12 protein-coding genes are annotated in these 14,278 nt (G+C 67.7%); 8 read left to right on the top strand and 4 right to left on the bottom strand.

What is annotated here, in order from left to right; all coding sequences use genetic code 11:
- Positions 1 to 742, bottom strand: a 742-nt coding sequence (locus AC14A7_RS04665) for an isocitrate lyase/PEP mutase family protein (protein ID WP_484006725.1), incomplete at its 3' end; no start/stop codon positions are given.
- Between the two features lie 25 nt (positions 743 to 767).
- Positions 768 to 2,183, bottom strand: coding sequence for an MFS transporter (locus AC14A7_RS04670; protein ID WP_484006726.1), 1,416 nt, complete (start codon positions 2,181 to 2,183; stop codon positions 768 to 770).
- Between the two features lie 206 nt (positions 2,184 to 2,389).
- Between AC14A7_RS04670 and dnaK the strand changes: the two genes are divergently transcribed.
- The 7 genes from dnaK (at position 2,390) to AC14A7_RS04705 (ending at position 11,120) form a co-directional block, all read left to right on the top strand.
- Positions 2,390 to 4,246: a molecular chaperone DnaK gene (gene dnaK, locus AC14A7_RS04675; protein ID WP_484006727.1), complete on the top strand. Its 1,857-nt coding sequence runs from the start codon at positions 2,390 to 2,392 to the stop codon at positions 4,244 to 4,246.
- A 2-nt stretch (positions 4,247 to 4,248) separates the two neighbouring features.
- The gene (locus AC14A7_RS04680; protein ID WP_484006728.1) at positions 4,249 to 4,890 is read left to right on the top strand and encodes a nucleotide exchange factor GrpE; all 642 of its coding nucleotides are present in this window, start codon (positions 4,249 to 4,251) and stop codon (positions 4,888 to 4,890) included.
- Positions 4,891 to 4,900: 10 nt separating this feature from the next.
- A complete protein-coding gene (locus AC14A7_RS04685) occupies positions 4,901 to 5,872 on the top strand; it encodes a DnaJ C-terminal domain-containing protein (protein ID WP_484006729.1) in 972 nt (323 codons plus the stop codon).
- Between the two features lie 2 nt (positions 5,873 to 5,874).
- A complete protein-coding gene (locus AC14A7_RS04690; RefSeq protein WP_484006730.1) occupies positions 5,875 to 6,306 on the top strand; it encodes a heat shock protein transcriptional repressor HspR in 432 nt (143 codons plus the stop codon).
- A complete protein-coding gene (locus tag AC14A7_RS04695) occupies positions 6,299 to 7,738 on the top strand; it encodes a glycosyltransferase (RefSeq protein WP_484006731.1) in 1,440 nt (479 codons plus the stop codon). Before AC14A7_RS04690 ends, AC14A7_RS04695 begins: the two co-directional genes overlap by 8 nt.
- Positions 7,731 to 8,843 (top strand): class I SAM-dependent methyltransferase, encoded by a 1,113-nt coding sequence (locus AC14A7_RS04700; protein WP_484006732.1) that lies wholly within the window; start codon positions 7,731 to 7,733, stop codon positions 8,841 to 8,843. Before AC14A7_RS04695 ends, AC14A7_RS04700 begins: the two co-directional genes overlap by 8 nt.
- Positions 8,844 to 8,963: 120 nt before the next feature.
- Positions 8,964 to 11,120 carry an ATP-dependent Clp protease ATP-binding subunit gene (locus AC14A7_RS04705; RefSeq protein WP_484006733.1) on the top strand — a complete coding sequence of 719 codons (2,157 nt, stop codon included), beginning with the start codon at positions 8,964 to 8,966 and terminating at the stop codon, positions 11,118 to 11,120.
- 92 nt (positions 11,121 to 11,212) lie between these two features.
- Here the strand turns inward: AC14A7_RS04705 and AC14A7_RS04710 are convergent, their stop codons facing one another.
- On the bottom strand, positions 11,213 to 11,860 hold the full coding sequence (locus AC14A7_RS04710; protein ID WP_484006734.1) for a hypothetical protein: 648 nt from the start codon (positions 11,858 to 11,860) through the stop codon (positions 11,213 to 11,215).
- 108 nt (positions 11,861 to 11,968) lie between these two features.
- Here AC14A7_RS04710 and AC14A7_RS04715 point away from each other — a divergent pair, with 108 nt between their 5' ends.
- Positions 11,969 to 13,021: a zinc-dependent alcohol dehydrogenase family protein gene (locus tag AC14A7_RS04715; protein WP_484006735.1), complete on the top strand. Its 1,053-nt coding sequence runs from the start codon at positions 11,969 to 11,971 to the stop codon at positions 13,019 to 13,021.
- Here AC14A7_RS04715 and AC14A7_RS04720 read toward each other — a convergent pair.
- The coding region (locus AC14A7_RS04720) for an AMP-binding protein (RefSeq protein WP_484006736.1) at positions 13,018 to 14,278 on the bottom strand (1,261 nt) is incomplete at its 5' end. The genes AC14A7_RS04715 and AC14A7_RS04720 overlap by 4 nt on opposite strands.

Genomic DNA, 14,278 nt, shown 5'->3' on the forward strand with positions numbered 1-14,278 from the left:
GCTGCGTGGTTGCCGCCTGCAGGTGCGCGAGGGTGAGGCCGAGCATGAACGGCCCGAAGCTCACCCGCGAGACTCCGAGCTCTGCGAGCCTCGTCAGTGCGACCGCACCGGGGTGGCCGATGACAGAAACCCTGCCGTTGACCTCGGCGATCGCGCGCTCGACGAGCTGCTCTGTCGAGAGCCCGAGGAAGAAGATGCAGTCGGCGCCCGCCTCGAGGTAGGCGTTGGCGCGAGCGACAGCCTCGTTCCAGTCTCCGCCGCCGGCCAGCGTGTCGACGCGCGCGTTGATGACGACGGGGATGCCGGTGGCAGCCCCAGCCGCCCGTGCGGCCGCGACGCGGGCCGCGGCAACCTCGATCGGAAACTGCGGAGCCTTCGTCGCCCCCACGCTGTCCTCGATGTTGAGGCCGACGGCACCCGTGGCGATGAGGCTCTCGACGTTGGCCTGCACGCCAGCGGCGTCGGCAGAGTAGCCCTTCTCGAAGTCGATGGTCACGGGCAGCTCGACGGCGTCGGAGACGAGGCTCGCGACCGAGAGCGCCTGCGCAATGCTGAGCCCCTCGCCGTCCTCCACCCCGTGCGCGAACGACACCGAGTGGCTCGCCGTGGCGATGGCCTTCACCCCTGGTGCTGCCGCGACGATGCGGGCGGTGACGGCATCCCACACGTTCGTCAGGATGAGCGGCGTGCCGGGCACGTGGAGTTCGTTGAGGAGTACTGCCTTCTCTGTCTGCGTAGTCATGGGTCGACGCTAGCGCCGACCGCCGTCAGCGCTCTGCGCGCGGCGACAGTTTCACGAAGAACATGCAGACGAGGCCGATGGCGATGACGGCGACGATGCCGAGCACGCCCCAGTACTGGTAGCCGCCGATGGCGATGAAGGTCGCCCACGCGATCGGGGAGAGGAAGCTGGCCACGCGGCCGGTCGTCGCGTACAGGCCGAAGATCTCGCCTTCGCGACCGAGAGGGGTGACGCGCGTGAGCAGCGAGCGGCTGGCGGCCTGAGCCGGGCCGACGAAGACGCAGAGCAGCAGGCCCGCGATCCAGAACACGATCTTGCCGGCGTCGTGCAGCGCGAAGGTCGCGGTGCCCGCGACGACGAGACCGATGAGCGAGAACATGATGACCGCACGCGGACCGAAGAAGTCGTCGAAGCGGCCGGCGACGATTGTGGAGATGCCGGCAACGAGGTTGGCGGCGATGCCGAAGATGAGCACCTCGTTGCTCGTGAACCGGAAGGTGCCGGCAGCGATGATCGCGCCGAAGGCGAAGACGCCGGCGAGGCCGTCGCGGTAGATCGCCGCGGAGATGAGGAACCAGAAGGTCTGGCGCGACTCGCGGAACAGCCGTGCGATGTCCTTGACGAGCACGACGTAGGCGGCGAAGAAGTTGACCCGCTCGCGCCCGGGGGCCGGTGTGTTCTCTGGCACGTTGAGCACGATCGGGATGGCGAAGACCACGGTCCACACCGCGCAGCCGATGGCGATGACTCGGAAGGCCATGCCGTTGGAGGTGTCCATGCCGAACCAGTCGAGCTGGGTCACGACGACCACGATGATCAGGGCGACGATTCCGCCGAGGTAGCCGAGGCCCCATCCGAGTCCGGAGATGCGGCCGACCGTCTTGCGAGTGGATACCTGGGCGAGCATGGCGTTGTAGTTGACGCCGGCGATCTCGCTGGCGACGCTGCCGATCGCGATGAGCCACACGCCAAGGAGGAAGAAGACGGGGGAGGCCTGCACGAAGAAGAGCCCGGCGGTGCACACGACCATGAGGGTGGTGCCGATGACGAGCCAGCGCTTGCGATGACCGGAGGCGTCGGTCTGTTGCCCGATCACCGGAGCGAGAAGGGCGACGAGGATTCCCGCCGCACCGAGAACGTAGCCGTACGTGCTCGACAGGCCGGCGATGCCGCGCTGGTAGGCGTCGGCATCCTCGCCGAGCGCAGCAACGTCGGCGGGAAGGAACGCGTCGGTGGTGAGGTAGAGCGCGGTGAAGACGAAGGTGAGGATGACGGAGTTGAACGGCTGTGTCGCCCAGTCCCACAGTGCCCACGACACCACCTGCTTGCGGGGAACGACCGTGTCGGCTTGGAGGTCGAGGGCGACGACGCCAACCGCGAGGGAGTTCGCTGCGGTGGGGATCTTCTTCGCGGGCTGCTTCGGGGCGCCATTGTCCGTCATGGTCACAGGCTAGTCGGGGGGAGTGAACGGCGGGTATCCACCTTTTCGGGGTGCGGCATCAGGGTTGAGCCATTACCACTCAACTTTCAGGCTCAGAACTTGACACGATGCGCGCGAGGTTTCAAACTTGATAAGGCGCAACTCAACCCGCCGCATCTCCAGCAACACCGCCGTAGTGCATCGCAGATAGAAAGCAGACCCCTTCCATGGCAAGAGCAGTAGGCATCGACCTCGGCACCACCAACTCCGTCGTCGCAGTACTCGAGGGCGGCGAGCCCTCCGTCATCGCGAACGCCGAGGGGTTCCGCACGACCCCGTCGGTCGTTGCCTTCACGAAGGATGGCGACGTTCTCGTCGGCGAGACCGCGAAGCGCCAGGCAGTCACCAACGTCGACCGCACCATCTCGAGCGTCAAGCGCCACATGGGAACGACGTGGACGACAGATGTCGACGGCAAGAAGTACACGCCGCAGGAGATCTCGGCCCGCATCCTCGCCAAGCTCAAGCGCGATGCAGAGCAGTACCTCGGCGAGCCGGTCACCGACGCCGTCGTCACCGTTCCCGCCTACTTCAACGACGCAGAGCGCCAGGCCACCAAGGACGCCGGTGAGATCGCCGGTCTTAACGTGCTGCGCATCATCAACGAGCCGACCGCCGCAGCCCTCGCCTACGGCCTCGACCGCGGTAAGGCCGACGAGCTCATCCTCGTCTTCGACCTCGGTGGCGGAACCTTCGACGTCAGCCTCCTCGAGGTCGGCAAGGACGACGACTTCTCCACCATCCAGGTGCGCTCGACCGCTGGTGACAACCGCCTCGGCGGCGACGACTGGGATCAGCGCATCGTCGACTACCTGATCACCCGCTTCAAGGAGACCACCGGCGTCGACGTCTCGAAGGACAAGATCGCCAAGCAGCGCCTCAAGGAGGCGGCTGAGCAGGCGAAGAAGGAGCTGTCCTCGTCGGCCAGCACCAACATCCAGCTGCCATACCTCTCGCTCACCGAGAACGGCCCGGCCAACCTCGACGAGAGCCTGACCCGCGCCAAGTTCGAGGAGCTCACGAAAGACCTGCTCGAGCGCACCAAGAAGCCGTTCCAGGATGTCGTGCGCGAGGCCGGGGTATCGATCGCCGATGTCGCACACGTCGTGCTCGTCGGTGGATCGACCCGCATGCCAGCAGTCGTCGAGCTCGTCAAGACGCTCACCGGCGGCAAGGAGCCCAACAATGGCGTCAACCCCGACGAGGTGGTCGCCGTTGGCGCCGCCCTGCAGGCCGGCGTTCTCAAGGGAGAGCGCAAAGACGTTCTGCTCATCGACGTCACCCCGCTGAGCCTCGGCATCGAGACCAAGGGCGGCATCATGACGCGCCTCATCGACCGCAACACGGCTATTCCGACGAAGCGCAGTGAGACCTTCACGACCGCGGACGACAACCAGCCGTCGGTGGCCATCCAGGTCTTCCAGGGCGAGCGCGACTTCACCCGCGACAACAAGAACCTCGGAACCTTCGAGCTGCAGGGCATCGCACCGGCCCCGCGCGGAATTCCCCAGGTCGAGGTGACCTTCGACATCGACGCCAACGGCATCGTGCAGGTCTCCGCGAAAGACAAGGGAACCGGCAAGGAGCAGTCCATCACGATCACCGGCGGCTCGTCGCTCTCCAAGGAGGACATCGAGCGTATGGTCCGCGAGGGCGAGGAGCACGCCGCAGAAGACAAGGCGCGCCGCGAGGCGGCCGAGATCCGCAACACGGCAGAGCAGCTCGCGTACTCGACAGAGAAGCTCATCGCCGATAACGCCGACAAGCTTCCGGATGACGTGAAGACGAACGTGCAGGCCGACGTCGACGCACTGAAGACCGCGCTCGCGGGCGATGACGAGGCAGCGGTCAAGGTTGCTGCCGACAAGCTCGCGGAGAGCCAGCAGCAGATCGGCGAGGCACTCTACGCCCAGAGCGCCACCGCGTCGGCTGGCACCGGAGACGAGGCCCCGACGGCTGGCAGCGACGAGGACATCGTCGATGCCGAGGTCGTCGAGGACGAGCCAGAGACCGGCACCAAGTAGCCATGGCCACCCACCCGAGGAGTGGCAAGGGGCAGGACCCGGAGCCGGAAGACGACAACACCCCCGAGGCGGTGGATCCGATCGTGCACGACATCAACGTCGCGGCGGAGGACGAGCCGACACCGGAGCCAGATGCAGATGCTGTCATCGACGAGGTGCTCGACGGACTGGCCGAGGCCGAGCCGCTGAGCCCGGAGGACGCGGCGCTGCTCGACGTCGCTGCGACGGATCTCGTCGCAGAGATGCGATCAGACATGCTGCGCGCCCAGGCCGAGCTCGTCAACTTCCGCAACCGGGTGGAGCGCGACCGCGCGGCCAACCGCGATGCGGTGATCGCCGACGTCATCCGGTCGCTCCTTCCTGCACTCGACGACCTGTCGAGAGCAGAGAAGCACGGCGATCTCGAGGGAAGCCCGCTCGAGATCGTGGCGACCAAGCTGCGCTCGAGCCTCGAGCGCTACGGCCTTCGCACGGTCGGCGTCGTCGGCGAGCCCTTCGACCCACACCAGCATGAGGCGGTCGTTCAGCTGCCGACAGCCGGCGTGACGGTGGAGACGGTCGCCGACGTGATCGACCCCGGCTACGCGCTCGGGGAGCGGCTGATCCGCGCCGCCAAGGTCGCCGTCTCGACGCCAGAGTCCTGAAACCACGCCGATGGCTAGCCAGGACTGGTTCGACAAGGACTTCTACAAGATTCTCGGTGTCTCGAAAGACGTCTCCGACGCGGACCTGAAGAAGACGTACCGCAAGCTCGCGCGGCAGTTCCACCCCGACTCCAATCCCGGTGACGCTGCGGCAGAGGCGAAGTTCAAGGAGATCAGCGAGGCGAACTCCGTGCTCTCCGACCCGGAGCAGCGACGAGAGTACGACCAGATGCGGGCGATGGGCAGCGGCGCGCGCTTCAGCGCCGGCGGTCGCCCCGGTCAGCCGGGCGGCTTCGAGGATGTCTTCGGCGGCATGTTCGGCGGTGGTGCCGGCAACGCGAGGCAGCGCGGTCGCAACGCGCAGTTCGAAGACCTCTTCGGTGGCATGTTCGGCACCCCGACGGGCGGCTTCGGCGGGTTCGGCGGGCCGACCAAGGGGCGCGACCTCACCACGACCGTTGCCCTCGACTTCATCACCGCGATTCAGGGCGACACCGTCAAGCTCGAGCAGGCCAACGGCAGAACGATCACGGCCAAGATTCCGGCCGGGGTCGCCGACGGGCAGAAGATCAAGCTCAAGGGCAAGGGAGAGCCGAGCCAGGATGGCGGGCAGCCCGGCGACCTCGTGCTCACCGTCGAGGTGAGAAAGCACCCGGTCTTCGAGCGCGATGGCCTCAACCTTCGCGTCGACGTTCCTGTCACCTTCGTCGAGGCCGTGCTCGGTGCGACGATCGAGGTTCCGACCCTCGGGGGTGACCCCGTGAAGCTGCGCGTCGCTCCCGGCACCCCGAGCGGTCGCGTGCTGCGGGTCAAGGGTCGCGGCGTCACCTCGGCCAAGGGCGTCGGCGACCTGCTCGCAACCGTGCAGGTCGCGGTGCCGAGCCACCTGCCCGGCGAGGCCGCCACGGCGCTTCAGGCGTTCGCCAAGGCCATGCCAGAGGAGAACCCCCGCACCGAGCTGCTCGCGAGGGCGCGGTCGTAGCGATGGACGAGAACTCCCCGGTCTTCGCGATCGCGGTCGCGGCAGAGCTCGCGGGCATGCACCCGCAGACACTGCGCCAGTACGACAGGCTCGGCCTGGTGAGTCCAACGCGCACGGCAGGCAAGTCACGGCGATACTCGATGCGCGACGTGGCGCAGCTGCGGGAGATTGCGGCACTGAGCGCTGAGGGGCTGAATCTCATCGGCATCCAGCGCATCATCGCCCTGGAGAACGCGCTGACCGAGTCGACGCGGCGGGTGAGCCAGCTGGAGCACGCCCTCGCCAACGAGATGCTCGCCCGCTCGGGCCGCCGCGTCTTCGCCGCCGGATCGCACGGCGACATCGTTCCGCTGCGCTCCGGTTCGCGCGGCGAGCGCTCGAACCAGGTCGTGCTGTGGAACCCACTGCGGCGGCAGGTGCCGCCGAGTGAGTGACCAGGATGTGACCGAGCTGGCGTTCCCCCCAGCCTCCTACTTCATCGCGAGCAGCCGACTGCGCCCAGGCCTCGACGGCGGGTACACCGTCGCCACGATGCGCAGAGCGCTGCAGTTTGCCGAGGTCGGCGGTGTGCAGCCCGTGCTGCTGGCGTTCGACTTCTCCCCCGACTACGAGTGCTACACCCGCGAGTTCGTCGAGCTCGGGCTGGCGACAGAGGCCACGGTCATTCGCAGCCTCTACCAAGACCTACGCAACGAGCCGTCGATCATCCGCTCGGTGGTCGCGCCCGTCGAGTCCCCCGCGATTTCGACGGCGTCTGTCACCGAGACGACCGACCTGGATGCCGACGGCCGTCCATGGCGCACCATCGCCACCGGCGCCGACGGCGTCATCACCCACACCGACTTCCTCGACCGCAATGGGCAGCCGCTGTTCCGCCTTCCCTATATCTCCGGGAGGGCCGACTGGTGGCGCAGTGTGATCCTCATCGACGTCTTCGACGACGGGAAGGTCATCGGACAGCTGCACGGGTTCGCGCAGCTGTACCAGGCGTGGATGAACCATCTCGTCGCGCAGGTCGACGGCCCAGCGGTCGTCGTGGTCGAGGCGCGGCAGGTTGGGGAGATGCTGATCGGCCCCCGCGACTACGCGCTCGTGCACACCGTGCACAACGCCCATACGGCCGCCCCGCACCACTGGGACTCGCCGATGGACGAGACCTGGACGGGCTGGTTCGACACCATCGACGGCTATGACGCGATCATCTGGCTCACCGACCAGCAGCGACAGGATGCAGAGCGCCGGTTCGGCGCCCATCGTCGCGCCGTCGTGATCCCCCACCCCGCTGAGCCGCTCGCGCAGTTCCCGCCGACTGCCGACCGGGATCCAGACCTCGCCGTCATGGTCGCCCGGCTCGCAGAGCAGAAGCGCATAGCGCACGCCATCCGGGCCTGGCCGACCGTGCTCGCGGCTCGACCGAGCGCACGGCTGCAGATCTACGGCGAGGGTGTGCAGCGCGGCGCGCTCGAGTCGCTCATCGCCGAGCTCGGTGTCGGCGACAGCGTCACGCTCATGGGCTACCGGGCGAACGCGTCGGAGGTGCTGCTCACGGCCGGGCTGCTGGTGGTGTCGAGCAACTACGAGGGGCACAGCCTCGTGGTGCTCGAGGCCTTCTCGCGCGGCTGCCCGATCGTCTCCTACGACATCAGCTACGGCCCGGCTGAGACGATCGTCGAGGGCGTCAACGGCCTGCTCGTGCCCGCGGGCGACTACGAGGCGCTCGGTGCTGCTGTCGGTTCGGTCATCGGCGACGCCGATCGTCTCGCCGAGCTCTCGCGCGGCGCATACGACTGGGCTGTGGCCCATGGCAAGGAGATGTCGATGGGGCGCACCCGCGACCTGTTTCTGGCGGTGCTCGCCGATGATTGACTTCGACGCGCTGCGGCGCTGGCCCGACATCGAGGCAGACAACCTCTTCGCCTTCGACGCGAGCGACCGGCTCATCCTCGAGCTGGCAGCGCCATTGATCGCGGATGCCGCACCTGGCTCTGTCGCGGTGGTCGGCGACAACTACGGTGCCCTCACTCTCGGTGCAGTCTCGCTCGGGGCACGGGCTGTTCGCGTGCACCAGGACGACCTCGTCGGCGAGCTCGCTCTGGCAGCCAACGCCGCCGGAGCGGGTGGATTCGAGAACCATCCGCTGGGGTCGTCGCTGCTCGCGGGTGCGACCCTCGTGCTGCTGCAGCTTCCCCGCGGTCTCGACGAGCTTGAGGAGGTGCTCGACGCGATCGCGCGCTTCGCCGACCCGGCGGTCACCGTCATCGCGGGTGGGCGTATCAAGCACCTGACGCCGACGATGAACCCGGTCATGCTGCGCTTCTTCGAATCGCTCGATGTGTCGCTCGCGCAGCAGAAGTCACGGGCCTTCACCCTTCGCGGTCCTCGCGCCGTCGCAGAGCCGCGGTTTCCCGTTACAGAGTTCCACCGTGACATCGACCTGTGGGTCGGGGCGCATGGTGCGGTCTTCGCCGGATCCTCGATCGATATCGGCACCCGGGTTTTGCTCGGTGCGCTTCGCACGGTGGGGCCGACGACCGGTGTCGCGATCGACTTGGGCTGCGGCTCTGGCGTGCTTGCGGCATCCATCGCGCGTCTTCGACCGGGCCTGCGCGTCATCGCGACCGACCAGTCGGCCGCGGCCGTCGCCTCAGCCTCCCTCACCGCTGAGCTCAACCACCTGGCCGACCGCATCAGCGTCGTTCGCGACGACGGCCTCGTGAGCCAGCCCGACGCCTCGGCAGATGTCGTGTTGCTGAACCCACCGTTCCACATCGGCGCGGTCGTTCACACCGGGCCAGCCCACCGCCTGTTCTCCGATGCTGCCCGTGTTCTGAAGCCCGGTGGCGAGCTCTGGACGGTCTTCAACTCGCATCTTGGCTACCGGCAGGCTCTCGCGAGGATGGTCGGTCCGACCGATCTCGTCACGCACACAGAGAAGTTCATGGTGACGGTGTCGCGAAAGGGTGGCAGCTGAATGTTCCTTAATGGTTCGCTAGGAGCGATAGGGCGTGGCGACGCATCCATCGACCGCGTAAACTTGAGTCGATCAAACTCAACTCTGCCAGATCACAGTCAGCGAAAGGGCTAGCGCTCCGTGGCCAACATGCAGGGTGCCCCCGGCACCGACGAAGAGCAGAAGACTGCGCTCGAGAAGTACGGCGTCGATCTCACCGCCATTGCGCGCAGCGGCAAGCTCGATCCGGTGATCGGTCGAGACGCCGAGATCCGTCGCGTCAGCCAGGTGCTCACCCGCCGCACCAAGAACAACCCCGTGCTCATCGGCGAGCCCGGCGTCGGCAAGACCGCTGTCGTCGAGGGTCTCGCCCAGCGCATCGTCGCGGGCGACGTTGCCGACTCTCTGAAGAACAAGCGACTCGTCTCCCTCGACCTCGCGGCGCTGGTGGCCGGCGCCAAGTACCGCGGCGAGTTCGAGGAGCGCCTCAATGCGGTTCTCGCCGAGATCAACGAGGCAGAGGGCGAGATCATCACCTTCGTCGACGAACTGCACACCCTCATGGGTGCGGGTGGCGGCGAGGGCTCTGTTGCGGCATCCAACATGCTCAAGCCCATGCTCGCCCGCGGCGAGCTGCGCCTCATCGGCGCGACGACGCTCGACGAGTACCGCCAGTACATCGAGAAGGATGCCGCACTCGAGCGCCGCTTCCAGCAGGTCTTCGTCGGCGAGCCGTCGGTCGAGGACACGGTTGCCATCCTGCGCGGGCTCAAGGGGCGATACGAGGCCCACCACAAGGTGACGATCGCCGACAGCGCCCTCGTTGCCGCGGCATCCCTCAGCAACCGGTACATCTCCGCCCGGCAGCTTCCAGACAAGGCGATCGACCTCATCGACGAGGCGGCCTCCCGGCTCAAGATGGAGATCGACTCTTCTCCCGTAGAGATCGACGAGCTCAAGCGCAGCGTCGACCGACTGCGCATCGAAGAGCTCGCGCTCAAGAAGGAAAAGGACTCGGCCTCGAAAGACCGGCTCGAGAAGCTGCGCATCGACATGAACACCCGCCAGCAGGAGCTCGACACGCTCGAGCGTCGCTGGCAGGCAGAGAAGTCGAGCCTTCACAGCGTCGGCGACCTCAAGAGCCAGCTCAACCAGGCTGAGATCGACCGCGACCGCGCGATGCGCGACCAGGACTGGCAGCACGCGTCGAAGCTCAACTACGAGGTCATCCCCTCGATCGAGAAGGCGATTGCCGAGGCGGAGCAGGTCGAGCAGCTCGGACCGCGCATGGTCAACGACCAGGTGACCGACGAGGACATCGCGGCCGTCGTGGCCGCATGGACGGGCATTCCCGTGGCGAAGCTCAAGCAGGGCGAGACCGAGCGACTGCTCAGCCTCGAGACGGAGCTCGGCAAGCGACTCATCGGGCAGAAGGATGCGGTCAAGGCCGTCTCCGAGGCGGTGCGCCGCTCGCGCGCCGGCATCTCCGACCCCGCCAAGCCCACCGGCTCCTTCCTGTTCCTCGGCCCGACCGGTGTCGGCAAGACGGAGCTCGCGAAGGCGCTCGCGGAGTACCTCTTCGACGACGAGAAGGCGCTCGTGCGCATCGACATGAGCGAGTACGGCGAGAAGTTCGCCGTGTCGCGGCTCGTCGGAGCCCCTCCCGGCTACGTCGGCTACGAGCAGGGCGGACAGCTGACCGAGGCCGTTCGGCGTCGGCCGTACAGCGTGATCCTGCTCGACGAGATCGAGAAGGCGCACCCAGAGGTCTTCGACATCCTGCTGCAGGTGCTCGACGACGGACGACTCACGGATGGACAGGGCCGCACCGTCGACTTCCGCAACGTCATCCTCATCCTGACCTCCAATCTCGGCAGCCAGTTCCTCACCGACCCGGCCCTCAGCTGGACGGAGAAGACCGACTCGGTGAATGCACTCGTTCGCCAGGCGTTCAAGCCGGAGTTCGTCAACCGCCTCGACGACATCGTGGTGTTCGCCCCACTGACGCAGGACGACCTCGGCCAGATCGTGTCGCTCTACATCGACCGGCTCGAGAAGCGGCTCGTCGAGCGGCGGCTGCAGCTGGCTGTCACGCCGAGTGCGCGCGCCTGGCTCGCCGATCGCGGCTTCGACCTCAACTACGGGGCGCGGCCGCTTCGACGGCTCATGCAGCGCGAGATCGACGACCGACTGGCGCGAGCGCTCCTGGCCGGAGACATCCGCGATGGCGACACGGTGATGGTCGACCTCGTCGGCGACGACCTCACGGTCAAGCGCTTCGACGACGCCGCCGCCTAGCTCACCCCTCCCCGTAGCTCCAGCTGCGGGCTCGGGGACGGAGTTGCAGTTGGGGCGGCGAAACTGTTTCTGGGGCGGCGAGCGTGCTGCGGCTAGGCGCGCAGCTTCGACATCGCGATTGCGCTGTCCATGACTATGCGGGTGAGCACGGCGTAGTCGAACTGACCTCGAGTGAGGTCGAGCGCGCTGCGCACGGCAATGCCGTAGGCGACGGGCCACTGCTGCGGGTCTGGCGCGCTGGCCCTGATGCTTGGCAGCAGCACGTCGAACGACGGGAGGTAGCCGCGCGGGGTGTCGTCGGCGGCGGAGCCCTCTGCGTACCTCGGCAGGCCGAACTGGTCGCCGCCGACGGTGGCGGCGCTGTGCGCGAAGTACTCGTTCGCATCGGGAACCTCTCCGCTGAGCTCGCGCACCTTCGTGCCGACAAGCTCCCAGAACGAGTAGCGGTGCTCGGCGAGCGGTCGGTTGATGGCGTCGCCGAACAGGTACTCGTCGCCGTTGGCGCCGGACACCTCGATGTAGCTGAGGCCGGCGTAGTCGGGATGCCCGGTCGCGAGTGCGTCGAGAGCGGCCAGCTGGCAGGCGTGACCGGCATGGGCTCCCAGCGCCGTGAAGAGGGACTCGACGTGCACGCCGCGCTCCGAGGTCATCGCACCGAGCATGCGGTCGAGGATGATGCCGGCCGCCTCCGCGGCCCCGTCGAGGAAGGCGGTGTCGGAGTTCGGTGGGGTGTCGCTCATGCTCTCATTCTCGATGAGTCGGGCCGTGCGGTCGCTTCTGCCCGCGAGAACCGACCGCGACGCCCGACGCACGAGGCCTCGGCGTCGCGGCGCGCGTAGGCTCGAACCATGCTTGCGACGATCATCCACGGCGACCACGACGTTCGACTCGAGGAGGTTGCCGATCCGCACCTCACCGACTCCGGCATCGACGCGATCGTGCGCGTCGTCGCGGCGTGCGTCTGCGGCTCCGACCTGTGGCCGTACCGCGGCGTCACCGACACCCCGAAGCCGCGGCGCATCGGGCACGAGTTCGTCGGCATCGTCGAGTCGGTCGGTGCCGCCGTGTCGAAGGTCAAGGTCGGCGACTTCGTCATCGCCCCCTTCTACGACTGCGACATGACCTGCGTGAACTGCCAGAACGGGGTCAGCACCTCGTGCCTGGACGGTGGATGGTGGGGCTCCGACGACAGACACGGCGGGTTCGCCGACGGCGCCCAGGGTGAGCGCGTGCGGGTGCCACACGCCGACGGGTCGTTGGTCGCGACTCCATCGCAGCCAGACCCCGCGCTCGTGCCGAGCCTGCTGACCCTCGCCGACGTGATGGGCACGGGGCACCATGCGGCCGTGTCCGCCGGGGTGACCGTCGGCTCGACGGTCGTCGTCGTAGGGGATGGAGCGGTCGGCCTGTGTGCGGTGCTCGCAGCCAGACGGCTGGGTGCATCCAGGATCGTTGCCATGTCGCGCAACCCGGAGCGCTCGGCCCTCGCGCGGGAGTTTGGCGCCACCGACATCGTCGAGGCCCGCGGAGCTGAGGGCGCGAAGGCCGTCAAGGCGCTCTTCGACGGCATCGGCGCCGACTGCGTGCTCGAGTGCGTCGGCACGAAGGAGTCAATGGACCAGGCGCTGCGCTCCGCGCGACCCGGCGGGATGGTCGGCTACGTGGGTGTGCCGAACGGCGGCCCAGAGCTGCCGATCGGCGTGATGTTCGGCACGAACATCGGGGTCAACGGCGGGGTCGCCCCCGTGCGCAACTACATCGACGAGCTGCTGCCAGAGGTGCTCGACGGCCGCATCAATCCCGGCCGGGTGTTCGACCTCGAGCTGCCGCTCGCGGAGGTCGCCGAGGCCTACGCCGCGATGGACGAGCGCCGCGCCATCAAGGTGCTGCTGCGGCCCTAGCCCCCAGCCAGCAGCTCGTCGCGCAGCTTGCGGCGCAGCACCTTGCCGATGATCGACTTGGGCAGCGCCTCCACCACGACGAATCGGCGTGGCACCTTGTAGGCCGCGAGCGTCTCGCGGGCGAAGGCCGTGATCGCCTTCTCGTCGAGCGAGGCGCCGGGCTCGAGCACGATCGCGGCAACGACATCCTCCCCGCTGTGGTCGCTCGGCATGCCGAGCACGGCGACCTCTGCGACGCCGGGGAACTTGTTGAGCGCCTCCTCCACTTCGCTCGGCGCGACGTTGAAGCCGCCGGTGATCACGAGCTCCTTGATGCGGTCGACGACGTAGACGAAGCCCTTCTCGTCGATGGTGACGATGTCGCCGGTGCGGAACCAACCGTCGGCAAAGACCTCTGCCGTCTCGTTCGGCTTGTTCCAGTAGCCGCTCATGACCTGGGGTCCCTTGACCACGAGCTCGCCGCGCTCGCCTGGGGCAACCTCGACGGTCGGGTTGTCTGGGTCGACGACGCGCACGAGGGTCGACGGCAGCGGAAGGCCGACGGAGCCGGCCACGCGTGAGGTGTGCACAGGGTTGGCGATGAGCACCGGCGAGGTCTCTGAGAGGCCGTAGCCCTCGACGAGGAACCCGCCGGTCTCCGCCTCCCACGGCTCCACGACCGAGGCGCGCAGCGGCATCGCACCGGAGATGGCGATCTGGATGCCCGCAAGCGACACCCCCTTCTCCGCCGCGCGTGCCTGCAGCCGCTCGTAGATCGGGGGAACAGCCGGAAGGAACGTCGGCGGCCGCTTCTTGATCACGGTGAGCACGAGGTCTGGGTCGAAGCGCGGGAAGAGCACGAGCCGGGCGCCCATGCTCATCGCGAACGTGAGGCACAGCGTGAGCCCGTAGGCGTGGAACAGCGGCAGCACCGCGTAGACGACGGAGGTGCCGCGCTCGACGGTCGGCACCCAGGCCCGGGCCTGCGCGGCATTCGCGGCAAGGTTGAGGTGGGTGAGGGTCGCGCCCTTGGGGTGGCCGGTGGTGCCGCTCGTGTACTGGATGAGCGCGACATCCTCGACCCCCGGACGAGGAACGGATGCGGCAATCGGCTCATTCTTGACGAGCTGCTGCCACGAGATGGCGCCCTTCACCCGCTCGGTCAGGGCCGCGCGCGACTCGCGAGCCTTCTTGATCGGAAGCATCAGCGCGAACCGGGTGAGGAATCCCATGCCCTTGGTGATGTCGATGGAGATGATCGTGTCGAGCGCGAGGTCG

It is taken from the genome of Conyzicola sp. (assembly GCF_057073975.1).

Coding starts and splice junctions, on each gene's coding strand:
- AC14A7_RS04710 (WP_484006734.1), bottom strand. CDS start 11,860: ATGAGCGACACCCCACCGAACTCCGACACCGCCTTCCTCGACGGGGCC.
- AC14A7_RS04680 (WP_484006728.1), top strand. CDS start 4,249: ATGGCCACCCACCCGAGGAGTGGCAAGGGGCAGGACCCGGAGCCGGAA.
- AC14A7_RS04715 (WP_484006735.1), top strand. CDS start 11,969: ATGCTTGCGACGATCATCCACGGCGACCACGACGTTCGACTCGAGGAG.
- AC14A7_RS04700 (WP_484006732.1), top strand. CDS start 7,731: ATGATTGACTTCGACGCGCTGCGGCGCTGGCCCGACATCGAGGCAGAC.
- AC14A7_RS04670 (WP_484006726.1), bottom strand. CDS start 2,183: ATGACGGACAATGGCGCCCCGAAGCAGCCCGCGAAGAAGATCCCCACC.
- AC14A7_RS04690 (WP_484006730.1), top strand. CDS start 5,875: ATGGACGAGAACTCCCCGGTCTTCGCGATCGCGGTCGCGGCAGAGCTC.
- AC14A7_RS04685 (WP_484006729.1), top strand. CDS start 4,901: ATGGCTAGCCAGGACTGGTTCGACAAGGACTTCTACAAGATTCTCGGT.
- dnaK (WP_484006727.1), top strand. CDS start 2,390: ATGGCAAGAGCAGTAGGCATCGACCTCGGCACCACCAACTCCGTCGTC.